The sequence below is a fragment of the Leclercia tamurae genome, from assembly GCF_025566055.1.
Taxonomy (GTDB): Bacteria; Pseudomonadota; Gammaproteobacteria; order Enterobacterales; family Enterobacteriaceae; genus Enterobacter; species Enterobacter tamurae.
In genome coordinates, this window is sequence record NZ_JAMHKS010000071.1 from 238,451 (window position 1) to 262,926 (window position 24,476).

Below are 24,476 nucleotides of genomic sequence, written 5' to 3' on the forward strand. Positions count from 1 at the left end.
TGATGAAAGACTATTTTCGCAACCGCACATGGTCGACAGCGTGTTTCTCACTCTTGGTGAGGATCAGGCTGGCGCGTTCGCGGGTCGGCAGGATGTTCTCTTTCAGGTTCACGTAGTTGATCTCATTCCACAGCGAGGTGGCCACATTAATAGCCTCTTCTTTCGAGAGCTGGGCGTAGTTATGGAAGTAAGAGTCCGGATCGGTGAACGCCCCTTCGCGGAACTTCAGGAAGCGGTTGATATACCAGTTCTGCAGCAGATCTTCCGGCGCATCGACGTAGATAGAGAAATCGACAAAGTCAGAGACGAAGACATGATGCGGATCGTGAGGATAATCCATTCCGCTCTGCAGAACGTTTAACCCTTCCAGAATCAGGATATCCGGCTGCACTACCGTTTTATCCCCGTCAGGGATACGGTCATAAATCAGATGCGAATAGACCGGGGCCGTCACGTTTGGCACGCCGGATTTCAGATCCGACACGAATTTCACCAGACGGTGCATATCATAAGAGAGGGGGAAGCCCTTCTTCTTCATCAGACCGCGTTCTTTTAATACCTCGTTCGGATGCAGAAAACCGTCGGTGGTGATCAGCTCCACGCTGCGATGTTCCGGCCAGCGACTCAGGAGCGCCTGCAGAACGCGCGCGGTGGTGCTTTTACCCACGGCAACGCTACCGGCAATACTGATGATATAAGGAATGCGCTGCCCGTTAGTACCGAGGAACTGCTCCAGTACGGCCTGCCGGCGAAGGTTGGAACTGATATAGAAATTCAGCAAACGCGATAGAGGCAAATATATTTCGGCCACTTCTTCAAGCGACAGGTCTTCGTTTATCCCTTTTAACCGTGCGATTTCGCCTTCCGTTAAGGTCATAGGAACGGAGTCACGCAGAGCAGCCCACTGGCTGCGGCTAAACTGGAGATAAGGCGTCATTAACGTTTGCTCTTTTTTGCTCATAAGCATGCTTGAGTGAGGCGTCTATCCCACATCAGAGGCTAGCCATGCGGGGGAAGGCACATCACATAATAGTTAATTTTGGACAATGCGCAGGAGGTTAACACCAGATGGGCCGAATAATAAGAAAAAATATGGCCTGGTGTTGCGTTAAGCGGGAATGGTCACAGACCGGGTTTGCCCCCTTTCCAGGGCCGTAAATGATGAATATTTGCCCGCCTTTGCCTGGAATTACAGCGTTATTTGCTCTTCTCGCACAAAATGTGAGCGAAAGAACGATTTATGCAAATTTTTAGTTGCATGAACCCGCGGGTCTCCCTAAAATGCGCGCTACTTGATGCCGACTTAGCTCAGTAGGTAGAGCAACTGACTTGTAATCAGTAGGTCACCAGTTCGATTCCGGTAGTCGGCACCATCAAGTCCGGTGGGGTTCCCGAGCGGCCAAAGGGAGCAGACTGTAAATCTGCCGTCACAGACTTCGAAGGTTCGAATCCTTCCCCCACCACCACTTTCTGGCAGCGTTAACGCCGCCGGAGCTGGTTGAAAAAATTAGCCAGCTCGAACTTAAAAAGAGAGAAATCTCTTTTTTTGTTACAGAAAGAACTGGGTAGCCGAGTTTCAGGATGCGGGCATCGTATAATGGCTATTACCTCAGCCTTCCAAGCTGATGATGCGGGTTCGATTCCCGCTGCCCGCTCCAATACGTGCTGATATGGCTCAGTTGGTAGAGCGCACCCTTGGTAAGGGTGAGGTCCCCAGTTCGACTCTGGGTATCAGCATCACTTCACTTCTCCCTCCCGTTTCTCTCTGTTTCAATTTAAATGAATTCAACAGTTCAGGCATTTCGCCTGGTTGATGTGGTGATATCACCGATTTATCCGTGTCTTAGAGGGACAATCGATGTCTAAAGAAAAGTTTGAACGTACAAAACCGCACGTTAACGTCGGTACTATCGGCCACGTTGACCATGGTAAAACAACGCTGACCGCTGCAATCACTACCGTTCTGGCAAAAACCTACGGTGGTTCTGCTCGCGCATTCGATCAGATCGATAACGCACCAGAAGAAAAAGCTCGTGGTATCACCATCAACACTTCCCACGTTGAATATGACACCCCGACTCGCCACTACGCACACGTAGACTGCCCGGGCCACGCCGACTATGTTAAAAACATGATCACCGGTGCTGCGCAGATGGACGGCGCGATCCTGGTTGTTGCTGCGACTGACGGCCCTATGCCTCAGACCCGTGAGCACATCCTGCTGGGTCGTCAGGTAGGCGTTCCTTTCATCATCGTGTTCCTGAACAAATGCGACATGGTTGATGACGAAGAGCTGCTGGAACTGGTTGAGATGGAAGTTCGTGAACTTCTGTCCCAGTACGACTTCCCGGGCGACGACACCCCAATCGTTCGTGGTTCTGCACTGAAAGCGCTGGAAGGCGAAGCACAGTGGGAAGAGAAAATCATCGAACTGGCTGGCTACCTGGATTCTTACATCCCAGAGCCAGAGCGTGCGATTGACAAGCCGTTCCTGCTGCCTATCGAAGACGTATTCTCTATCTCCGGCCGTGGTACTGTTGTTACCGGTCGTGTAGAGCGCGGCATCATCAAAGTTGGCGAAGAAGTTGAAATCGTTGGTATCAAAGATACTGCGAAATCAACCTGTACCGGCGTTGAAATGTTCCGCAAACTGCTGGACGAAGGTCGTGCAGGCGAGAACTGCGGCGTTCTGCTGCGTGGTATCAAGCGTGAAGAGATCCAGCGTGGCCAGGTTCTGGCTAAGCCGGGCTCAATCAAGCCGCACACCAAGTTCGAATCTGAAGTGTACATTCTGTCCAAAGACGAAGGCGGCCGTCATACTCCGTTCTTCAAAGGCTACCGTCCACAGTTCTACTTCCGTACAACTGACGTGACCGGTACCATCGAACTGCCAGAAGGCGTTGAGATGGTAATGCCAGGCGACAACATCAAGATGGTTGTCACCCTGATCCACCCAATCGCGATGGACGACGGTCTGCGTTTCGCAATCCGTGAAGGTGGCCGTACCGTTGGTGCGGGCGTTGTTGCTAAAGTTCTCGGCTAATTGCTGATAACATTTGACGCAATGCGCATGAAAAGGGCATCATTTGATGCCCTTTTTGCACGCTTTCGAACCAGAACCTGGCTCATCAGTGATTTTATTTGTCATAATCATTGCTGAGACAGGCTCTGAAGAGGGCGTTTTTAGTCCGAAACGCAACAGAGCATTTCGGTTTGGTTCGCCTCGCTATCGCGGGGTGAAAATGTTTGTAGAATTCTTCTGACAGGTTGGTTTATGAGTGCGAATACCGAAGCTCAAGGGAGCGGGCGCGGCCTGGAAGCGATGAAATGGGTAGTAGTAGCCGTATTGTTGATCGTAGCAATCGTGGGCAACTACCTGTATCGCGACATGATGCTGCCGCTACGCGCGCTGGCAGTGGTTATTCTGATTGCTGCAGCGGGTGGTGTCGCGCTGTTGACGACCAAAGGTAAAGCGACCGTTGCTTTTGCCCGCGAAGCGAGAACCGAAGTCCGTAAGGTCATTTGGCCGACTCGCCAGGAAACATTGCACACCACGCTGATTGTAGCTGCGGTTACCGCTGTAATGTCACTGATCCTGTGGGGACTGGATGGTATTCTGGTTCGCCTGGTATCCTTTATCACTGGCCTGAGGTTCTGAGATGTCTGAAGCCCCTAAAAAGCGCTGGTACGTCGTTCAGGCGTTTTCCGGTTTTGAAGGCCGCGTAGCTACGTCGCTGCGTGAGCATATCAAATTACACAATATGGAAGAGTTGTTTGGCGATGTTATGGTTCCGACCGAAGAAGTGGTCGAGATCCGTGGCGGCCAGCGTCGCAAAAGCGAACGCAAATTCTTCCCGGGTTACGTGCTTGTTCAGATGGTGATGAACGATGCAAGCTGGCACTTAGTGCGCAGCGTACCGCGCGTAATGGGCTTTATCGGCGGCACGTCTGACCGTCCGGCGCCAATCAGCGATAAAGAAGTTGATGCGATTATGAACCGCCTGCAGCAGGTTGGGGATAAGCCGCGTCCGAAAACGCTGTTTGAACCGGGTGAAATGGTTCGTGTTAATGACGGTCCGTTTGCTGACTTTAACGGCGTGGTTGAAGAAGTGGACTACGAGAAGTCCCGCCTGAAAGTTTCCGTTTCTATCTTCGGTCGTGCGACCCCGGTAGAGCTGGACTTTGCCCAGGTAGAAAAAGCCTAAGCAGCGATCAAAAAAGCGACGATTTAATCGTTGCACAGGGCGCGAGATTGGAATACAATTTCGCGCCTTTTGTTTTTATGGGCCCTGGCCTGTAAAACGATTTTTATTCACGGGGAGCCTCCTTGAGGCGTTATTACCCAATCAGAGGATTTTAGAATGGCTAAGAAAGTACAAGCCTACGTCAAGCTGCAGGTTGCAGCTGGTATGGCGAACCCAAGTCCACCAGTTGGTCCAGCTCTGGGTCAGCAAGGTGTGAACATCATGGAATTCTGTAAAGCGTTCAACGCCAAAACCGAATCCCTGGAAAAAGGTCTGCCAATCCCAGTCGTAATCACTGTTTACGCTGACCGTTCTTTCACTTTCGTTACCAAGACCCCGCCGGCAGCAGTACTGCTGAAAAAAGCGGCTGGTATCAAGTCTGGTTCCGGTAAGCCGAACAAAGATAAAGTTGGTAAAATTTCCCGCGCTCAGCTGCAGGAAATCGCGCAGACCAAAGCTGCCGACATGACTGGTTCCGACGTTGAAGCGATGACTCGCTCCATCGAAGGTACTGCACGTTCCATGGGCCTGGTAGTGGAGGACTAAGAAATGGCTAAACTGACCAAGCGCATGTCCGTGATCCGTGACAAAGTTGATGCGACCAAACAGTACGACATCAACGAAGCTATCGCTCTGCTGAAAGAACTGGCTACCGCTAAGTTCGTTGAAAGCGTTGACGTTGCTGTTAACCTGGGCATCGATGCTCGTAAATCCGATCAGAACGTTCGTGGCGCAACTGTACTGCCACACGGTACTGGCCGTTCCGTACGCGTAGCTGTATTTGCTCAGGGTGCAAACGCTGAAGCTGCTAAAGCTGCCGGCGCTGAACTGGTAGGTATGGAAGATCTGGCTGATCAGATCAAGAAAGGCGAAATGAACTTTGACGTTGTTATTGCTTCCCCGGATGCAATGCGCGTTGTTGGCCAGCTCGGCCAGGTTCTGGGTCCACGCGGCCTGATGCCAAACCCGAAAGTTGGTACTGTAACCCCTAACGTTGCTGAAGCAGTTAAGAACGCTAAAGCAGGTCAGGTTCGTTATCGTAACGACAAAAACGGCATCATCCACACCACCATCGGTAAAGTGGACTTTGACGCTGACAAACTGAAAGAAAACCTGGAATCTCTGCTGGTTGCGCTGAAAAAAGCAAAACCAACTCAGGCGAAAGGCGTGTACATCAAGAAAGTTAGCATCTCCACCACCATGGGTGCAGGTGTTGCAGTTGACCAGGCTGGCCTGAGCGCTGCTGCAAACTAATGCCTTTACGTGGGCGGTGGATTTGTCTACAATCTTACCCCCACGTTTGCTAACAATAGTTAGCGGCTAAAAGATTTGTTCGTTGGAGCCTGGCCTAATCCAGGCCTCCGTCGAAGACCGCAGGTGTTTCGCAAGAGACTTAATCCCCTGCGTAGACGGTGACAGAACGCTAAGATTATTTTTGGATACTCTGGCTTGTTTCTGCTCACCGTATTAAGACGCTCTTTCCGTTGGACTGAGTGAAGTGAGTTCCGGAACATGAGTTCCGGCAAACATCCAGGAGCAAAGCTAATGGCTTTAAATCTTCAAGACAAACAAGCGATTGTTGCTGAAGTCAGCGAAGTAGCCAAAGGCGCGCTGTCTGCAGTAGTTGCGGATTCCCGTGGCGTTACTGTAGATAAAATGACTGAACTGCGTAAAGCAGGTCGTGAAGCTGGCGTTTACATGCGTGTTGTTCGTAACACCCTGCTGCGCCGCGTAGTTGAAGGTACTCAGTTCGAGTGCCTGAAAGACACGTTTGTTGGTCCAACCTTGATTGCATATTCTATGGAACACCCGGGCGCTGCTGCTCGTCTGTTCAAAGATTTCGCGAAAGCGAATGCAAAATTTGAGGTTAAAGCTGCAGCCTTTGAAGGTGAGTTGATCCCGGCATCGCAAATCGATCGCCTGGCAACCCTGCCGACCTACGAAGAAGCAATTGCACGCCTGATGGCAACCATGAAAGAAGCTTCGGCTGGCAAACTGGTTCGCACTCTGGCTGCTGTTCGCGATGCGAAAGAAGCTGCTTAATAGCAGTCATCTTTATCAAGTATTCGCTTACGTATAAACTTATTCTGATTTTCAGGAACAATTTAAATGTCTATCACTAAAGATCAAATCATTGAAGCAGTTGCAGCTATGTCCGTAATGGACGTTGTAGAACTGATCTCTGCAATGGAAGAAAAATTCGGTGTTTCCGCTGCTGCTGCTGTAGCTGTAGCTGCTGGCCCGGCTGAAGTAGCTGAAGAAAAAACTGAATTCGACGTAATTCTGAAAGCTGCTGGCGCTAACAAAGTTGCCGTAATCAAAGCAGTACGTTCTGCAACTGGCCTGGGTCTGAAAGAAGCTAAAGACCTGGTAGAATCTGCTCCAGCTGCGCTGAAAGAAGGCGTGAGCAAAGATGACGCAGAAGCACTGAAAAAATCTCTGGAAGAAGCTGGCGCTGAAGTTGAAGTTAAATAAGCCAACCCTTCCGGTTGCAGCCTGAGAAATTAGGCTGATGGCTGGTGACTTTTAGTCACCAGCCTTTTTGCGCTGTAAGGCGCCAGTAGCGTTTCACACTGTTTGACTGCTGGCTGTCCTGACAATGCTTGTTTCTATCGACGACTTAATATACTGCGACAGGGTGCTCGCTCTGGGTAAATCGCAATGAAATGGTTTAAGCGTGATAGCAACAGGCATTGCGGAAAGTGTTCGATTTTCCGATCAACAAAATGGTGTTGCACAAACTGTCCGTCAATGGACAGATGCGTCGACTTGTCAGCGAGCTGAGGAACCCTATGGTTTACTCCTATACCGAGAAAAAACGTATTCGTAAGGATTTTGGTAAACGTCCACAAGTTCTGGACATTCCATATCTCCTTTCTATCCAGCTTGACTCGTTCCAGAAGTTTATCGAGCAAGATCCTGAAGGGCAGTACGGTCTGGAAGCAGCCTTCCGTTCCGTGTTCCCGATTAAGAGCTACAGCGGTAATTCCGAGCTGCAATACGTCAGCTACCGCCTTGGCGAACCGGTATTTGACGTTCAGGAATGTCAAATCCGTGGCGTGACCTACTCGGCACCGCTGCGCGTTAAGCTGCGTCTGGTGATCTACGAGCGCGAAGCGCCGGAAGGCACCGTTAAAGACATTAAAGAACAAGAAGTCTACATGGGCGAAATTCCGCTCATGACCGACAACGGTACTTTCGTAATCAACGGTACTGAGCGTGTTATCGTTTCCCAGCTGCACCGTAGCCCGGGCGTCTTCTTCGACAGCGATAAAGGTAAAACGCACTCATCCGGTAAAGTACTGTATAACGCACGTATCATTCCTTACCGTGGTTCCTGGCTGGACTTCGAGTTCGATCCGAAAGACAACCTGTTTGTCCGTATCGACCGTCGTCGTAAACTGCCTGCGACCATCATTCTGCGTGCTCTGCAATACACCACTGAGCAGATTCTTGATCTGTTCTTTGAGAAAGTTGTCTTTGAAATTCGCGACAACAAGCTGCAAATGGAGCTGGTGCCTGAGCGTCTGCGTGGTGATACCGCGTCGTTCGACATCGAAGCCGACGGCAAAGTGTATGTGGAAAAAGGCCGCCGTATTACCGCGCGCCACATCCGTCAGCTGGAAAAAGATGATATCAAACACATCGAAGTCCCGGTTGAATACATTGCTGGAAAAGTAGCTGCAAAAGATTACGTTGATGCATCCACTGGCGAGCTGATCTGCCCGGCTAACATGGAGCTGAGCCTGGATCTGCTGGCTAAGCTGAGCCAGTCTGGTCACAAGCGTATCGAAACGCTGTTCACCAACGATCTGGACCACGGTCCATATATGTCGGAAACGATTCGCGTCGACCCGACCACCGATCGTCTGAGCGCGCTGGTAGAAATCTACCGCATGATGCGTCCTGGTGAGCCACCAACTCGCGAAGCGGCTGAAAGCCTGTTCGAGAACCTGTTCTTCTCCGAAGACCGCTACGATCTGTCCGCGGTTGGTCGTATGAAGTTCAACCGTTCTCTGCTGCGTGATGCGATCGAAGGTTCCGGTATCCTGAGCAAAGAAGACATCATCGAAGTGATGAAGAAGCTCATCGATATCCGTAACGGCAAAGGCGAAGTGGACGATATCGACCACCTCGGCAACCGTCGTATCCGTTCCGTAGGCGAAATGGCGGAAAACCAGTTCCGCGTTGGCCTCGTGCGTGTAGAGCGTGCGGTGAAAGAGCGTCTGTCTCTTGGCGATCTGGATACCCTGATGCCTCAGGATATGATCAACGCCAAGCCGATCTCCGCAGCAGTGAAAGAGTTCTTTGGTTCCAGCCAGCTGTCTCAGTTTATGGACCAGAACAACCCGCTGTCTGAGATCACGCACAAGCGTCGTATCTCTGCCCTCGGCCCAGGCGGTCTGACCCGTGAACGTGCAGGCTTTGAAGTTCGAGACGTACACCCGACTCACTACGGCCGCGTATGTCCTATCGAAACGCCTGAAGGTCCGAACATCGGTCTGATCAACTCTCTGTCCGTGTACGCACAGACTAACGAATACGGTTTCCTTGAGACCCCGTATCGTAAAGTGACTGACGGTGTTGTAACCGACGAAATCCACTACCTGTCTGCTATCGAAGAAGGTAACTACGTCATCGCTCAGGCGAACTCCAACCTGGATGACGAAGGCCACTTTGAAGAAGACCTGGTAACCTGCCGTAGCAAAGGTGAATCGAGCTTGTTCAGTCGTGACCAGGTTGACTACATGGACGTTTCCACTCAACAGGTGGTTTCCGTCGGTGCGTCCCTGATCCCGTTCCTGGAACACGATGACGCCAACCGTGCATTGATGGGTGCGAACATGCAACGTCAGGCGGTTCCAACTCTGCGCGCTGATAAGCCGCTGGTTGGTACCGGTATGGAACGTGCTGTTGCCGTTGACTCCGGTGTTACTGCAGTTGCTAAACGTGGCGGTACTGTTCAGTACGTCGATGCTTCCCGTATCGTTATCAAAGTTAACGAAGACGAGATGCATGCAGGCGAAGCGGGTATCGACATCTACAACCTGACCAAGTACACCCGTTCTAACCAGAACACCTGTATCAACCAGATGCCATGTGTTTCTCTGGGTGAGCCAATTGAGCGCGGCGACGTGCTGGCTGACGGTCCGTCCACCGACCTCGGTGAACTGGCGCTCGGTCAGAACATGCGCGTAGCGTTCATGCCGTGGAATGGTTACAACTTCGAAGACTCCATCCTCGTCTCCGAGCGTGTGGTTCAGGAAGATCGTTTCACTACTATTCACATCCAGGAACTGGCATGTGTGTCTCGTGACACCAAGCTGGGGCCAGAAGAGATCACCGCTGACATCCCGAACGTGGGTGAAGCTGCGCTCTCCAAACTGGATGAATCCGGTATCGTTTACATCGGTGCAGAAGTGACCGGCGGCGACATTCTGGTTGGTAAGGTTACGCCGAAAGGTGAAACCCAGCTGACGCCAGAAGAGAAACTGCTGCGCGCGATCTTCGGCGAGAAAGCGTCTGACGTTAAAGACTCTTCTCTGCGTGTGCCGAACGGTGTTTCCGGTACGGTTATCGACGTTCAGGTCTTTACTCGCGATGGCGTAGAAAAAGACAAACGTGCGCTGGAAATCGAAGAGATGCAGCTGAAGCAGGCTAAGAAAGACCTGTCTGAAGAGCTGCAGATCCTCGAAGCTGGCCTGTTTAGTCGTATCTACGCGGTGCTGGTTGCCGGTGGTGTTGAAGCTGAGAAGCTCGACAAACTGCCACGCGACCGCTGGCTGGAACTGGGCCTGGCCGACGAAGAGAAACAAAATCAGCTGGAACAGCTGGCTGAGCAGTATGACGAACTGAAACACGAGTTCGAGAAAAAGCTCGAAGCAAAACGCCGTAAAATCACTCAGGGCGACGATCTGGCACCAGGCGTGCTGAAGATTGTTAAGGTCTATCTGGCTGTTAAACGTCAGATCCAGCCTGGTGATAAGATGGCAGGTCGTCACGGTAACAAGGGTGTTATCTCTAAGATCAACCCGATCGAAGATATGCCGCACGATGCTAACGGTACGCCGGTAGATATCGTACTGAACCCGCTGGGCGTACCGTCTCGTATGAACATTGGTCAGATCCTCGAAACTCACCTGGGTATGGCTGCGAAAGGTATCGGCGATAAGATCAACGCCATGCTGAAGCAGCAGGAAGAAGTCGCGAAACTGCGCGAATTCATCCAGCGTGCGTACGATCTGGGTACTGATGTTCGTCAGAAAGTCGACCTGAACACCTTCAGCGATGAAGAAGTGCTGCGTCTGGCTGAGAACCTGAAAAAAGGTATGCCAATCGCAACGCCAGTCTTCGATGGTGCGAAAGAGTCTGAAATCAAGGAACTGTTACAGCTGGGTGGCCTGCCAAGTTCTGGTCAGATCACACTGTTCGACGGTCGTACCGGTGAGCAGTTCGAGCGCCAGGTAACCGTGGGTTACATGTACATGCTGAAACTGAACCACCTGGTTGATGACAAGATGCACGCGCGTTCTACCGGTTCTTACAGCCTGGTTACTCAGCAGCCGCTGGGTGGTAAGGCGCAGTTCGGTGGTCAGCGCTTCGGGGAGATGGAAGTGTGGGCGCTTGAAGCATATGGCGCAGCATACACCCTGCAGGAAATGCTCACCGTTAAGTCTGATGACGTGAACGGTCGTACCAAGATGTATAAAAACATCGTGGACGGCAACCATCAGATGGAACCGGGCATGCCAGAGTCCTTCAACGTACTGTTGAAAGAGATTCGTTCGCTGGGTATCAACATCGAACTGGAAGACGAGTAACTCTCGCTCAAACAGGTCACTGGTGCCGGAGTAGTATCCGGCACCAGATTGTGCTAACTCCGACGGGAGCAAATCCGTGAAAGACTTATTAAAGTTTCTGAAAGCGCAAACTAAAACCGAAGAGTTTGATGCGATCAAAATTGCTCTGGCCTCGCCAGACATGATCCGTTCATGGTCTTTTGGTGAAGTTAAAAAGCCAGAAACCATCAACTACCGTACGTTCAAACCTGAGCGTGACGGCCTTTTCTGTGCGCGTATTTTCGGGCCAGTAAAAGATTATGAGTGCCTGTGCGGTAAGTACAAGCGCCTGAAACACCGTGGTGTGATCTGTGAGAAGTGCGGCGTTGAAGTGACCCAAACTAAAGTGCGTCGTGAGCGCATGGGCCACATCGAGCTGGCGTCTCCGACTGCCCACATCTGGTTCCTGAAATCTCTGCCGTCCCGTATCGGTCTGCTGCTGGATATGCCGCTGCGCGATATCGAACGTGTACTGTACTTCGAATCTTATGTCGTTATCGAAGGCGGCATGACCAATCTGGAACGTAACCAGATCCTGACCGAAGAACAGTATCTCGACGCGCTGGAAGAGTTCGGTGACGAATTCGACGCGAAGATGGGTGCGGAAGCGATCCAGGCCCTGCTGAAGAGCATGGATCTGGAGCAAGAGTGTGAAACTCTGCGTGAAGAGCTGAACGAAACCAACTCCGAAACCAAGCGTAAAAAGCTGACCAAGCGTATCAAACTGCTGGAAGCGTTCGTTCAGTCTGGTAACAAACCAGAGTGGATGATCCTGACCGTTCTGCCGGTTCTGCCGCCAGATCTGCGTCCGCTGGTACCGCTGGATGGTGGTCGTTTCGCGACATCTGACCTGAACGATCTGTATCGTCGCGTCATTAACCGTAACAACCGTCTGAAGCGTCTGCTGGATCTGGCTGCGCCAGATATCATCGTACGCAACGAAAAACGTATGCTGCAGGAAGCGGTAGATGCCCTGCTGGATAACGGTCGTCGCGGTCGTGCGATCACCGGTTCTAACAAGCGTCCTCTGAAATCTTTGGCCGACATGATCAAAGGTAAACAGGGTCGTTTCCGTCAGAACCTGCTCGGTAAGCGTGTTGACTACTCCGGTCGTTCTGTAATCACCGTAGGTCCATACCTGCGTCTGCATCAGTGCGGTCTGCCGAAGAAAATGGCACTGGAGCTGTTCAAACCGTTCATTTACGGCAAGCTGGAACTGCGTGGCCTGGCCACCACCATCAAAGCCGCGAAGAAAATGGTTGAGCGTGAAGAAGCTGTCGTTTGGGATATCCTGGACGAAGTTATCCGCGAACACCCGGTACTGCTGAACCGTGCACCAACCCTGCACCGTCTGGGTATCCAGGCCTTTGAGCCAGTACTGATCGAAGGTAAAGCTATCCAGCTGCACCCGCTGGTCTGTGCGGCATACAACGCCGACTTCGATGGTGACCAGATGGCAGTACACGTACCGCTGACGCTGGAAGCCCAGCTCGAAGCGCGTGCGCTGATGATGTCTACCAACAACATCCTGTCCCCAGCGAACGGTGAACCAATTATCGTTCCTTCTCAGGACGTTGTACTGGGTCTGTACTACATGACCCGTGACTGTGTTAACGCCAAAGGCGAAGGCATGGTGCTGACTGGCCCTAAAGAAGCTGAGCGTATTTATCGCGCTGGCCTGGCCTCTCTGCATGCGCGTGTAAAAGTGCGTATCACCGAGTATGAAAAAGCTGAAAACGGCGAACTCGTTGCGAAAACCAGTCTGATCGACACGACCGTTGGCCGTGCGATTCTGTGGATGATCGTACCGAAAGGTCTGCCTTTCTCCATCGTCAACCAGGCGCTGGGCAAGAAAGCGATCTCCAAGATGCTGAACACCTGTTACCGCATCCTGGGCCTGAAGCCGACCGTTATCTTCGCTGACCAGACAATGTACACCGGCTTTGCTTATGCAGCGCGTTCAGGTGCCTCTGTTGGTATCGATGACATGGTCATCCCAGAGAAGAAATACGAGATCATCTCTGAAGCGGAAGCCGAAGTTGCTGAGATCCAGGAGCAGTTCCAGTCTGGTCTGGTTACCGCGGGCGAACGCTATAACAAAGTTATCGATATCTGGGCAGCGGCGAACGATCGTGTATCCAAAGCGATGATGGACAACCTGCAGACCGAAACCGTTATTAACCGTGACGGCGTCGAAGAGCAGCAGGTTTCCTTCAACAGCATTTACATGATGGCCGACTCCGGTGCGCGTGGTTCTGCAGCGCAGATTCGTCAGCTGGCAGGTATGCGTGGTCTGATGGCGAAGCCAGATGGCTCCATCATCGAAACGCCAATCACCGCGAACTTCCGTGAAGGTCTGAACGTACTCCAGTACTTCATCTCTACTCACGGTGCGCGTAAAGGTCTGGCGGATACCGCACTGAAAACTGCGAACTCCGGTTATCTAACGCGTCGTCTGGTAGACGTTGCGCAGGATCTGGTTGTGACCGAAGACGATTGTGGCACCCTCGAAGGTATCACCATGACCCCGGTTATCGAGGGTGGTGATGTTAAAGAGCCACTGCGCGATCGCGTTCTGGGTCGTGTGACTGCTGAAGACATTCTGAAGCCGGGCACCGCAGACATTCTGGTTCCACGCAACACGCTGCTGCACGAGCACTGGTGTGACCTGCTGGAAGCGAACTCTGTTGACTCCGTGAAGGTACGTTCCGTTGTATCTTGTGACACCGACTTTGGTGTTTGTGCGCACTGCTATGGTCGTGACCTGGCGCGTGGCCACATCATCAACAAAGGTGAAGCGATCGGTGTTATCGCGGCACAGTCCATCGGTGAGCCGGGTACACAGCTGACGATGCGTACGTTCCACATCGGTGGTGCGGCATCTCGTGCGGCTGCTGAATCCAGCATCCAGGTGAAGAACAAAGGTAGCATCAAGCTCAGCAACGCGAAGTCGGTTGTTAACTCTGCCGGTAAGCTGGTTGTGACGTCTCGTAACACCGAGCTGAAGCTGATCGACGAATTCGGTCGTACCAAAGAGAGCTATAAAGTGCCTTACGGCGCGGTAATGGGCAAAGGTGATGGTGAGCAGGTTGCAGGCGGCGAAACCGTAGCAAACTGGGATCCGCACACCATGCCAGTTATCACCGAAGTGGCTGGTTTCATCCGCTTCACCGATATGATCGACGGCCAGACGATTACTCGTCAGACCGACGACCTGACCGGTCTCTCTTCCCTGGTGGTTCTGGATTCTGCAGAACGTACCGCGGGTGGTAAAGATCTGCGTCCAGCACTGAAAATCGTTGATGCTAACGGCAACGACGTTCTGATCCCGGGCACCGATATGCCGGCTCAGTACTTCCTGCCAGGTAAAGCGATTGTTCAGCTGGAAGATGGTATTCAGATCGGTGCGGGTGATGCTCTGGCGCGTATTCCTCAGGAATCCAGCGGTACCAAAGATATCACCGGTGGTCTGCCACGCGTTGCGGATCTGTTCGAAGCACGTCGTCCGAAAGAGCCGGCAATCCTGGCTGAAATCAGCGGTATCATTTCCTTCGGTAAAGAGACCAAAGGGAAGCGCCGTCTGGTGATCACGCCGCTGGATGGCAGCGATCCGTACGAAGAGATGATTCCAAAATGGCGTCAGCTCAACGTGTTTGAAGGTGAACGTGTAGAACGTGGTGACGTGGTTTCCGACGGTCCGGAAGCACCGCACGACATTCTGCGTCTTCGTGGCGTCCACGCGGTAACGCGTTACATCACCAACGAAGTACAGGACGTTTACCGTCTGCAAGGCGTTAAGATCAACGATAAGCACATCGAAGTTATCGTTCGTCAGATGCTGCGTAAAGCCACCATCGTGAATGCCGGTAGCTCCGACTTCCTCGAAGGTGAGCAGGTTGAATACTCTCGCGTCAAGATTGCTAACCGCGATCTGGAGTCGAATGGCAAGCTCAGTGCGACCTTCGCACGTGACCTGCTGGGTATCACCAAAGCGTCTCTGGCAACCGAGTCCTTCATCTCCGCGGCATCGTTCCAGGAGACCACTCGTGTGCTTACCGAAGCAGCTGTTGCGGGCAAACGCGACGAACTGCGCGGTCTGAAAGAGAACGTTATCGTGGGTCGTCTGATCCCGGCCGGTACCGGTTATGCGTACCACCAGGATCGTATGCGCCGTCGCGCAGCGGGCGAAATCCCTGCTGCACCACAGGTGACTGCTGAAGATGCATCTGCCAGCCTGGCAGAGCTGCTGAACGCAGGCCTGGGCGGTTCTGACAACGAGTAATCGTTACGTCAGCCCATAAAAAAACCCGCTTCGGCGGGTTTTTTTTTGCCTGTCTGGTGCGGTTTTTGCCGGGTGGCGCTGCGCTTACCCGGCCTACGGTTCGGGGGGCGGCGTGTTAGTTCACCAGCGGCAACCGGCGATACAGCTCGATCATATCCCCCGCCAGATCCTGAATCACCATCGCGTTCATGAGGTGATCCTGAGAGTGAACGGTAATCAGGTTAACCGGCAGTTTGCCGGTGCCTTCATCCATACCAATCAGCTTCGTCTGGATGGTGTGCGCATGCTTAACAAATTCGCGCGACTCTTCCATCGCCTTTTCCGCATCGGCAAAATCGCCTTTGCGCGCCATCTGCAATGCGGTTAGTGCTGAGCTACGGGCTGCGCCGGCATTCACCAGCAGCTCCATAATGATGGTTTCTAAATCGTCCATGGGTCACTCCAGCAGTTTGAGGGCTTTTTCGAGGACGGCATCGCCTTTCATCATGCCGTAATCCATCATGTCGATAACGGCGACTTTTTTACCCAGCGGTTCTGCCTGTGCCTGGAGATTATTGAGTTCGTATTTGACCTGCGGGCCAAGCAACACAATGTCGGCTGCAGCGATCTCATCTTTAAACTCAGCAACCGGTACGGCTTTAATGGTTACTTCGACCCCTTTTTTTTGCGCGGCGTCTTTCATACGTTGGACCAGCATGCTGGTGGACATTCCCGCTGCACAGCATAAAACGATGTTCTTCATAGTCAGCCTCAATGTACATGTGTTTATTGATAATTATCCCGCCCAGCCCGCTTCGACAACCGCGTTACCGCGATTGTGTGTGAGTCATCACAAAGAAACCCGCATTTTCTGAAACCGGTTACAACTGTTACAGAGCAGGGAAGGCAGGGCGAAACGAGGAAGAAGCTTTCCGCCCTGGTCAGCATCCCCTGCTGACGTAATAAGCGTAAAAAATAGATACCCAGGCTGGCAATGGCCCGTTGATGAAGTGACGTGATGCCTCGTAATAACTTCATCGGCTTACACTCTCTTTCAGCCTGAGTGCGAGGCGCGTCCCAGCCAGCTATCCCAGTCTTTCCATACCGGCTGCAATCCCTGCCGGCTGAGCGCTCCGGCCACCTCTTCCGGGCGACGATTATCGTGCGGCGCAAACTGCTCCAGCTCGGGGTGGTCGTCGGCATAACCGCCGGGCTGAGTTTTGGAAAAGGCGCTGACGTTGTTGATCGCCAGGGGAATGACGCGATCGCGAAACGCAGGCGACTCCCGGGTCGACAGGGACAGCTCCGCCTCGGGTGCCAGCAGACGAAACGCGCAGATGGTCTGCACCAGCTGACGTTCATCCATGATCGACGCGGGCTGGATCCCCCCGGCACAAGGGCGCAGTCGGGGAAAGGAGATCGAGTACCGGCTTTGCCAGTAGTGTTGCTGCAACCACAGGAGATGTTCCGCCACCATAAAGTTGTCGACCCGCCAGCTGTCGGAGAGCCCGGTTAATGCCCCGAGACCGATCTTGTCGATCCCGGCGCGGCCCAGCCGATCCGGGGTCTCCAGCCGCCAGAAGAAGTCCTGCTTTTTGCCTTTCAGGTGGTGCTGAGCATACACCGTTTCGTGGTAGGTCTCCTGATAGACCAGCACCCCATCCAGCCCCAGCGTTTTCAGCTCGCCATACTCAGGCTCTGACAGGGGTTGAACCTCCATCTGCAACGAGGCGAACTGGCGGCGAATGGCCGGGAGATGGCGACGAAAATAGTCCATTCCGACCTTAGTCTGGTGTTCGCCGGTAACCAGCAGCAGATGCTCAAAGCCCATCTCGCGGATCGCGGCACACTCCCGGGCAATCTCATTTTCATCCAGCGTTTTGCGCTTGATGTGATTACTCATTGAGAAGCCGCAGTAGGTGCAGTCGTTGGCGCACAGGTTGGAGAGATAGAGCGGGACATAAAAGCTCACCGTATTGCCAAAACGCTGGCGGGTCAGGCGCTGGGCACGCTGGGCCATTGGCTCCAGATACGCGCTGGCGGCGGGAGAGAGCAGGGCCATCATGTCCTCGCGCGTCGGCTGCCGGGCATTCAGGGCGCGCTCAACGTCCGCCGGGGTTTTGCTGTTGATACGCAGGCGAATATCGTCCCAGTTGAGCTGGCGCCAGCGATCGGTAAAGGTGTTCATGAGAAGGCCTCCAGAAATCCGGTTAACGGGCTGGTGGCCTGAGCTTCAGGGCTGCGGGAGCCGGGGCCTGACTGGCGGGCCAATACGCCGGCCTCCACCGCCAGACGAAACGCCCGGGCCATCCTCACCGGATCGTCCGCAACCGCAATGGCGGTGTTAACCAGCACCGCATCGGCCCCCATCTCCAGCGCCTGCGCGGCATGGCTGGGCACGCCGATCCCGGCATCCACCACTACCGGCACGGTCGCCTGTTGAATGATGATCTCCAGCATCGCACGGGTCTCCAGCCCCTGGTTGGAACCAATCGGCGCCCCGAGGGGCATCACCGCCGCGCAGCCCGCCTCTTCGAGCCGTTTGCACAGCACCGGATCGGCCCCGCAGTAGGGCAGCACCGTGAACCCCTCTTTGACCAGCATCTCTGCCGCTTTTAACGTCTCGATGGGATCGGGCAGCAACCAGCGGGCATCGGGGTGGATCTCCAGCTTGAGCCAGTGCGTCCCCAGCGCCTCGCGCGCCAGCCGGGCGGCGAACACGGCTTCCTCCGCGGTTTTGGCCCCGGAGGTGTTGGGCAGCAGAGTGACGCCTGCCGCCAGCAGCGGGGCCAGAATGGCGTCATTGTGATTGCGCAGGTCGACGCGCTTCATCGCCAGGGTCACCAGTTGGCTGCCGCTCTCACGAATGGCGTCCACCATCAGCTGCGGCGAGGCGAACTTGCCGGTGCCGGTAAATAAATGAGAATCAAAACTTTTATCCGCAATGCGTAACATTTCAGCCTCCGGCAATCACCTGAAAGAGCAGGATCTGATCGCCTTCGCGAACCTGCTGTTTATCCCACTGCTCGCGCGGCAGGATCTGTTGATTCAGGGCCAGTGCGACCCCGGGTTTTAACTGGCGCAGCTGGTGGAGCAGGGTGGCGACGGTTAAGTCCTCCACGCACTGCATCGGTTCATCGTTAAACAGGATCCGCATGCTGCCCTCCACATACCTGGCAGCCACTGGCGCGCTGCAGGGCCAGCTGCCGCCAGCTTCCTGCCCGGGCATCAAACAAGCGCAGCGCATTGCGCGGGGACTCGATGCCACTGAGCAGCTTGATCGCCTCCAGCGCCTGTAAGGTTCCCATCACGCCCACCACCGGCCCGACGATACCCGCGGTGCGGCAGTTGCGTTGCGGCTCGTTGTCCTCTGGCCACAGGCAGCGGTAGCAGCCCTGCGTCCAGGGTGGCGTCAGCACCATCATCTGCCCGCCAAAGCCGACAGCGCTGGCGGTGATGAGCGGGGTGTTGAGCATTACGCAGGCGGCGTTGATCGCCTGGCGGGTGGCCATGTTATCGGTGCAGTCCAGCACCACATCGGCGCGGGCGATCTCCTCCTGCAGGGCCTGGCCTTCCAGGCGAGTCTGCAGGGCAATCAGCCGGATATCCGGATTGAGTTGCTGCAGGCGGCGCTGCGTCACCTGCGCTTTCGGCTGGGCGATATCGTCGGTGGTAAACATAATCTGGCGCTGCAAATTACTCAGATGCACCTCATCATCGTCGGCCAGCACCAGGGTACCGATCCCGGCCCCGGCCAGGTACAGCGCCGCCGGGGCACCTAGCCCGCCAAGGCCGATCAGCAACACCCGGCTGGCGAGCAGCTTCTGCTGCCCGTCAATGGCGATATCCTCCAGCAGGATCTGACGGCTGTAGCGCATAAAGTCACGGTCATTCATCGCCCACCCCCGCCAGTTGCAGTAGCTGTGCCGTTGCCGCCTGCCACTCCTCGGCCTGGGTGATGGCGCTGACCACCGCAATGCTGCCCACCCCGGTCGCCAGCACCGCCGGGGCGCGTTCAAGGCTGATACCGCCGATGGCGACGGTAGGGTAATCCGCAAGCCGTTCGATATGCCGGGCCAGCTGTTCCAGCCCCTGAGGGGCGGAAGGCATCTGCTTGGTCTGGGTGGGGAAAACGTGCCCCAGAGCGATGTAGGAGGGACGCGCCGCCAGCGCCACGGCGATCTCCATATCGTCATGGGTCGAGACGCCCAGGCGTAACCCGGCGGCGCGAATGGCCGCCAGATCGGTGGTTTCCAGATCCTCCTGACCCAGATGCACACCGTAAGCCCGGTGCTTGATCGCCAGCCGCCAGTAGTCGTTGATGAACAGGCGGGCGTCGTAGCGACGCCCCAGGGCAATGGCCGCCACGATATCGGCCTCCACCTCATCATCCTGCTTGTCTTTGATACGCAGCTGGATCGTTTTTACGCCTGCGGTAAGCAGACGTTCGATCCACGCCACGCTATCAACCACCGGATAGAGCCCGAGACGAAAGGGCACCGACGGAAAGTTGGGCTGATACATTACGCCTCCTCTTTTTTGAGGTAGATCTCGCCGCCCCGGGCGCGGAAGGTTTCCGACATGTCAGCCATCCCCACTTCGATGGACTGCGCCGCGGCGTAGTCCCGTACCTCCTGGCTGATTTTCATCGAGCAGAATTTCGGCCCGCACATGGAGCAGAAGTGCGCCACTTTGCCGGACTCCTGGGGCAGGGTTTCGTCGTGATAGGCACGGGCGGTGAAGGGGTCAAGGGCGAGGTTGAACTGATCTTCCCAGCGGAATTCGAAGCGCGCTTTCGACATGGCGTTATCGCGGATCTGCGCCCCCGGATGGCCCTTCGCCAGGTCGGCGGCATGGGCGGCAATCTTGTAGGTAATCAGCCCCTGTTTGACGTCCTCTTTGTTCGGCAGGCCAAGATGCTCTTTTGGCGTGACGTAGCAAAGCATGGCGCAGCCAAACCAGCCGATCATTGCCGCGCCAATCCCGGAGGTGAAGTGGTCATAGCCCGGTGCGATATCGGTGGTCAACGGCCCAAGAGTGTAGAACGGCGCTTCGTGGCAGTGCTCCAGCTCCTCGGTCATGTTGCGGCGGATCATCTGCATTGGTACGTGGCCCGGACCTTCAATCATCACCTGGACGTCATACTCCCAGGCGATTTTGGTCAGCTCGCCCAGGGTATGGAGTTCGGCAAACTGCGCTTCGTCGTTGGCGTCGCGAATGGAGCCCGGACGCAGGCCATCGCCCAGCGACAGGGAGACGTCATACGCGGCGCAGATTTCGCAGATCTCGCGGAAATGTTCATACAGGAAGTTCTCCTGATGATGTGAAAGGCACCATTTCGCCATGATCGAACCGCCGCGGGAGACGATGCCGGTCAGGCGTTTAGCGGTCATCGGCACGTAGCGCAGCAGCACGCCTGCATGAATGGTGAAGTAGTCCACGCCCTGCTCGGCCTGCTCCAGCAGGGTGTCGCGGAACGCTTCCCAGGTGAGATCTTCCGCAATGCCGTTTACCTTCTCCAGCGCCTGGTAGATAGGCACCGTCCCGATCGGCACCGGGCTGTTACGCAGGATCCACTCGCGGGTTTCGTGAATATAGCGCCCGGTGGAGAGATCCATCACCGTGTCCGCACCCCAGCGGGTGGACCAGACCAGTTTCTCCACCTCTTCTTCGATGGAGGAGGTCACCGCCGAGTTACCGATATTGGCGTTCACCTTCACCAGGAAGTTACGCCCGATGATCATTGGCTCCGATTCCGGGTGGTTGATGTTGGCCGGGATAATGGCACGGCCCGCGGCTACTTCGTCACGGACAAACGCCGGGGTGATGTTCTCCGGCAGACGGGCGCCAAAGCCTTCGCCCGGATGCTGGTGGCGCAGCACCTCGCCACGAATGCGCTCGCGGCCCATGTTTTCGCGGATGGCGATAAACTCCATCTCCGGCGTCACGATCCCCTGGCGGGCGTAGTGCAACTGGGTCACGCACTTGCCCGCTCTGGCACGCTTCGGCGTCAGCAGGCCGGTGAAGCGCAGCTCGTCCAGACCGTCGTCGGCCAGCCGCTCCCGGGTATAGGCCGAGCTTTGCTCGTTCAGGGCTTCGCAGTCGTTACGGGCGTCGATCCACGGCTGGCGCAGCTTGGCCAGCCCCTGCTGGACGTTAATGGCAATCGCCGGATCGCCATAAGGCCCGGAGGTATCGTAGACTGGTACCGCTTCGTTCTCTTCAAACTGCGGGTTCTCTTTGCTGCCGCCAATCAGCGTCGGGCTGAGCTGGATCTCGCGCATTGGCACGCGGATATCATCCTGCGAACCGGTCAGATAGATGCGTTTCGAGTTAGGGAAAGCGGTGCCTTCCAGGGTGTCGATAAAGTGTTGGGCGTGTGCGCGCTGTTCGCGGCGGGTCATTTTTGTGGCAGACATAGCTCGTTCCAGTAAGTTCAGGAAGTGGCTTGTCAGACGACGGATGAAGCAAGAGAGGATCGCCCTGGGGCGATACAATAAATTGACTCTTGTTCCCTTCGCAGGTCTTAACCTGATCAGGTTCCGCGGATCCCGAATTAACGGTCTCAGCCCGGCTTTCGCACTGGGCACTCCGACAAGAATATGCTCCCCTACAGCGGGAGCAGTGAATGTAAACTACGCGTTAACGAGAAATAACTCAAGCCGGTCGGGCGACGTTATCTTCGTTGCTCGCTTTCAGATTGTGATCCAGCGCAAGGGCGATCAGATTATCTTCCAGGGTAAAGCGTTGCTCCAGCGCCTCGCCGATATCGGAAAGCGCCTGCTGGAATTCCAGATAGTTATCCTGATCGATGGCGTTTTCGAGCGTGGAGTCGTAGTAATCCATGATTTGCTGAGTATTGGCTTCCAGCAGGGGATAGAGTCTGGTGGCGGCTAACTGCGGGCTATCACCTTCCAGGTCACGGATAATGCGCTCATAAATATTGAAATGCCCATTAGAAAGGTAATCGACCAGACTCTGACAAAAATCGTCCAGCGCTTTTTCGTTCAGGCGCATATAAGATTCTTTGCCAGGCTTAATGCCAACGAGATTGTAGTAGGCAACAAGCAGATGTTTACGCACGTGCAGCCAGCGATCGACCAGTTTGTTACTTCCGCCAACGCGCTCTGTCAGGTTTTCTAGCTGGTTTAGCATGTTTGACTCCGCAAGGTTAAGATTAAAAGCTGCCCACCCAAAATGTAATAGTAATGTTACCAACATGCCTGTGAAGCAAAGGTTGTGCAATAGATATGGATCGTATAATTGAAAAATCGGATCGCGGCTGGTGGTTAGTCAGCCATGAACAAAAATTATGGTTGCCCGGGGGTGAATTACCCTATGGCGAAGCAAATAATTTCGATCTTGCGGGGCAACACGCACTAAATATTGGCGAGTGGAAGGGCGATTCTGTGTGGTTGATCCAACAAAATCGCCGTCACGATATGGGATCGGTGCGCCAGGTGCTCGATCTCGAGGTTGGCCTGTTCCAGCTGGCGGGGCGTGCCGTGCAGTTGGCCGAGTTTTATCGCTCGCATAAATTCTGCGGCTACTGCGGCCACACCATGCACCCGAGCAAAACCGAGTGGGCGATGCTCTGCAGCCACTGCCGCGAACGCTATTACCCGCAAATCGCCCCGTGCATCATTGTCGCCATCCGTCGGGATGATTCTATCCTGCTGGCGCAACACACTCGTCATCGCAACGGGGTGCATACCGTGCTGGCCGGGTTTGTCGAAGTGGGCGAAACCCTCGAGCAGGCCGTGGCGCGGGAAGTGATGGAGGAGAGCGGCATCAAGGTGAAGAACCTGCGCTATGTCACCTCCCAGCCGTGGCCGTTCCCGCAATCGCTGATGACCGCCTTTATGGCCGAGTATGACAGCGGCGAGATCGTCATCGACCCGAAAGAGCTGCTGTCCGCCGACTGGTATCGCTACGACGATTTGCCGCTGCTGCCACCGCCCGGTACCGTTGCGCGCCGGCTGATAGAAGATACGGTGGCAATGTGTCGGGCTGACGATGTGTGAGACATGTTACACTGGAGATAAGACGCTTAAGGAACTGCAAAAATGACCGAACTGAAGAACGATCGTTATCTGCGTGCGCTGCTGCGCCAACCCGTTGATGTCACCCCGGTATGGATGATGCGCCAGGCGGGCCGCTATTTGCCGGAGTACAAAGCCACGCGTGCGCAGGCGGGCGATTTTATGTCGCTGTGCAAAAATGCGGAGCTGGCCTGTGAAGTGACGCTTCAGCCGCTGCGCCGCTATCCGCTGGACGCGGCGATCCTCTTCTCTGACATCCTGACCATCCCGGACGCCATGGGGCTGGGCCTGTACTTTGAGACTGGTGAAGGCCCGCGCTTTAGCTCGCCGATTAAGAGCAAAGCGGATATCGACAACTTGCCGATCCCGGATCCGGAGCAGGAGCTTGGTTATGTGATGAATGCGGTGCGCACCATTCGTCGCGAGCTGAAAGGCGAGGTACCGCTGATCGGCTTCTCCGGCAGCCCGTGGACGCTGGCGACCTACATGATCGAAGGCGGCAGCAGCAAAGCCTTTACCGTCATCAAGAAGATGATGTATGCCGATCCGCTGGCGCTGCATGCCCTGCTGGATAAGCTGGCGAAAAGCGTCACCCTGTACCTGAACGCGCAGATCAAAGCGGGCGCCCAGTCGGTGATGATCTTCGATACCTGGGGTGGCGTGCTGACGGGTCGCGACTATCAGCAGTTCTCGCTCTACTACATGCATAAAATCGTCGATGGCCTGCTGCGTGAAAACGAAGGCCGTCGAGTGCCGGTAACCCTGTTCACCAAAGGCGGTGGTCAGTGGCTGGAAGCCCTGGCAGCAACCGGTTGTGATGCGCTGGGCCTCGACTGGACCACCGATATTGCCGATGCGCGCCGCCGCGTAGGAGACAAAGTCGCCCTGCAGGGCAACATGGATCCGTCTATGCTGTATGCTCCGGCCGCCCGTATTGAAGAAGAAGTCGCGACCATTCTGGCGGGCTTCGGTCAGGGCGAGGGCCATGTGTTTAACCTGGGGCACGGTATTCATCAGGATGTACCGCCAGAACATGCAGGCGTGTTTGTGGAGGCGGTGCACCGACTTTCTGCCCAGTATCACCTGTAAG

21 protein-coding genes, 4 tRNA genes and 1 riboswitch are annotated in these 24,476 nt (G+C 54.9%); of the genes, 15 read left to right on the forward strand and 10 right to left on the reverse strand.

The window, feature by feature from the left end; all coding sequences use genetic code 11:
* Positions 1 to 10: 10 nt before the first annotated feature.
* On the reverse strand, positions 11 to 961 hold the full coding sequence (coaA, locus tag M8318_RS10095) for a type I pantothenate kinase (RefSeq protein ID WP_106995519.1): 951 nt from the start codon (positions 959 to 961) through the stop codon (positions 11 to 13).
* 336 nt (positions 962 to 1,297) lie between these two features.
* Here coaA and M8318_RS10100 point away from each other — a divergent pair.
* From M8318_RS10100 to rpoC, 13 genes are all read left to right on the forward strand, one after another.
* Positions 1,298 to 1,373, forward strand: a tRNA-Thr gene (locus tag M8318_RS10100).
* 8 nt (positions 1,374 to 1,381) lie between these two features.
* Positions 1,382 to 1,466: transfer RNA gene (locus M8318_RS10105), tRNA-Tyr, on the forward strand.
* 117 nt (positions 1,467 to 1,583) lie between these two features.
* A tRNA-Gly gene (locus M8318_RS10110) sits at positions 1,584 to 1,658 on the forward strand.
* 6 nt (positions 1,659 to 1,664) lie between these two features.
* Positions 1,665 to 1,737, forward strand: a tRNA-Thr gene (locus M8318_RS10115).
* 121 nt (positions 1,738 to 1,858) lie between these two features.
* Entirely contained in the window at positions 1,859 to 3,043 is a 1,185-nt protein-coding gene (gene tuf, locus M8318_RS10120) for an elongation factor Tu (protein ID WP_166181223.1), read from the forward strand.
* 231 nt (positions 3,044 to 3,274) lie between these two features.
* Positions 3,275 to 3,658: a preprotein translocase subunit SecE gene (secE, locus tag M8318_RS10125; RefSeq protein ID WP_003862342.1), complete on the forward strand. Its 384-nt coding sequence runs from the start codon at positions 3,275 to 3,277 to the stop codon at positions 3,656 to 3,658.
* Between the two features lies 1 nt (position 3,659).
* Positions 3,660 to 4,205 carry a transcription termination/antitermination protein NusG gene (nusG, locus tag M8318_RS10130; RefSeq protein WP_106996043.1) on the forward strand — a complete coding sequence of 182 codons (546 nt, stop codon included), beginning with the start codon at positions 3,660 to 3,662 and terminating at the stop codon, positions 4,203 to 4,205.
* A 156-nt stretch (positions 4,206 to 4,361) separates the two neighbouring features.
* Positions 4,362 to 4,790 carry a 50S ribosomal protein L11 gene (rplK, locus tag M8318_RS10135; protein WP_032615878.1) on the forward strand — a complete coding sequence of 143 codons (429 nt, stop codon included), beginning with the start codon at positions 4,362 to 4,364 and terminating at the stop codon, positions 4,788 to 4,790.
* 3 nt (positions 4,791 to 4,793) lie between these two features.
* Positions 4,794 to 5,498 (forward strand): 50S ribosomal protein L1, encoded by a 705-nt coding sequence (rplA, locus tag M8318_RS10140; protein ID WP_006176745.1) that lies wholly within the window; start codon positions 4,794 to 4,796, stop codon positions 5,496 to 5,498.
* Positions 5,499 to 5,789: 291 nt separating this feature from the next.
* On the forward strand, positions 5,790 to 6,287 hold the full coding sequence (gene rplJ / locus M8318_RS10145; protein WP_024548056.1) for a 50S ribosomal protein L10: 498 nt from the start codon (positions 5,790 to 5,792) through the stop codon (positions 6,285 to 6,287).
* A 66-nt stretch (positions 6,288 to 6,353) separates the two neighbouring features.
* Complete coding sequence (rplL, locus tag M8318_RS10150) at positions 6,354 to 6,719, forward strand: 50S ribosomal protein L7/L12 (RefSeq protein WP_106996044.1); 366 nt, start codon at positions 6,354 to 6,356, stop codon at positions 6,717 to 6,719.
* Between the two features lie 317 nt (positions 6,720 to 7,036).
* A complete protein-coding gene (gene rpoB, locus M8318_RS10155; protein WP_106996045.1) occupies positions 7,037 to 11,065 on the forward strand; it encodes a DNA-directed RNA polymerase subunit beta in 4,029 nt (1,342 codons plus the stop codon).
* Positions 11,066 to 11,141: 76 nt separating this feature from the next.
* A complete protein-coding gene (gene rpoC / locus M8318_RS10160; RefSeq protein WP_225759826.1) occupies positions 11,142 to 15,365 on the forward strand; it encodes a DNA-directed RNA polymerase subunit beta' in 4,224 nt (1,407 codons plus the stop codon).
* A gap of 115 nt (positions 15,366 to 15,480) precedes the next feature.
* On the opposite strand, the gene M8318_RS10165 is transcribed toward rpoC, so the two are convergent.
* The 9 genes from M8318_RS10165 to rsd form a co-directional block, all read right to left on the reverse strand.
* A complete protein-coding gene (locus tag M8318_RS10165; protein ID WP_106996047.1) occupies positions 15,481 to 15,798 on the reverse strand; it encodes a PTS lactose/cellobiose transporter subunit IIA in 318 nt (105 codons plus the stop codon).
* A gap of 3 nt (positions 15,799 to 15,801) precedes the next feature.
* Entirely contained in the window at positions 15,802 to 16,107 is a 306-nt protein-coding gene (locus M8318_RS10170; protein ID WP_039028885.1) for a PTS sugar transporter subunit IIB, read from the reverse strand.
* A 291-nt stretch (positions 16,108 to 16,398) separates the two neighbouring features.
* Positions 16,399 to 17,532: a 2-iminoacetate synthase ThiH gene (gene thiH / locus M8318_RS10175; RefSeq protein ID WP_262662359.1), complete on the reverse strand. Its 1,134-nt coding sequence runs from the start codon at positions 17,530 to 17,532 to the stop codon at positions 16,399 to 16,401.
* On the reverse strand, positions 17,529 to 18,299 hold the full coding sequence (gene thiG, locus M8318_RS10180; protein ID WP_262662360.1) for a thiazole synthase: 771 nt from the start codon (positions 18,297 to 18,299) through the stop codon (positions 17,529 to 17,531). Before thiG ends, thiH begins: the two co-directional genes overlap by 4 nt.
* A 1-nt stretch (position 18,300) precedes the next feature.
* Positions 18,301 to 18,501: a sulfur carrier protein ThiS gene (gene thiS, locus M8318_RS10185; protein ID WP_262662362.1), complete on the reverse strand. Its 201-nt coding sequence runs from the start codon at positions 18,499 to 18,501 to the stop codon at positions 18,301 to 18,303.
* Positions 18,485 to 19,240: a HesA/MoeB/ThiF family protein gene (locus M8318_RS10190; RefSeq protein WP_262662363.1), complete on the reverse strand. Its 756-nt coding sequence runs from the start codon at positions 19,238 to 19,240 to the stop codon at positions 18,485 to 18,487. The genes thiS and M8318_RS10190 overlap by 17 nt, the downstream gene beginning before the upstream one ends.
* Positions 19,233 to 19,868: a thiamine phosphate synthase gene (gene thiE, locus M8318_RS10195; protein WP_262662365.1), complete on the reverse strand. Its 636-nt coding sequence runs from the start codon at positions 19,866 to 19,868 to the stop codon at positions 19,233 to 19,235. Before thiE ends, M8318_RS10190 begins: the two co-directional genes overlap by 8 nt.
* Entirely contained in the window at positions 19,868 to 21,763 is a 1,896-nt protein-coding gene (gene thiC, locus M8318_RS10200) for a phosphomethylpyrimidine synthase ThiC (RefSeq protein WP_262662367.1), read from the reverse strand. The genes thiE and thiC overlap by 1 nt, the downstream gene beginning before the upstream one ends.
* A gap of 76 nt (positions 21,764 to 21,839) precedes the next feature.
* Positions 21,840 to 21,948, reverse strand: a riboswitch (TPP riboswitch).
* A 53-nt stretch (positions 21,949 to 22,001) separates the two neighbouring features.
* The gene (rsd, locus tag M8318_RS10205) at positions 22,002 to 22,499 is read right to left on the reverse strand and encodes a sigma D regulator (protein WP_262662368.1); all 498 of its coding nucleotides are present in this window, start codon (positions 22,497 to 22,499) and stop codon (positions 22,002 to 22,004) included.
* Positions 22,500 to 22,594: 95 nt separating this feature from the next.
* On the opposite strand from rsd, the gene nudC reads away from it, so the two are divergent.
* Positions 22,595 to 23,368, forward strand: a complete 774-nt coding sequence (gene nudC, locus M8318_RS10210; protein ID WP_262662369.1) for an NAD(+) diphosphatase — start codon at positions 22,595 to 22,597, stop codon at positions 23,366 to 23,368.
* 42 nt (positions 23,369 to 23,410) lie between these two features.
* On the forward strand, positions 23,411 to 24,475 hold the full coding sequence (gene hemE, locus M8318_RS10215; RefSeq protein ID WP_166181244.1) for a uroporphyrinogen decarboxylase: 1,065 nt from the start codon (positions 23,411 to 23,413) through the stop codon (positions 24,473 to 24,475).
* The last annotated feature ends 1 nt before the right edge of the window (position 24,476 follow it).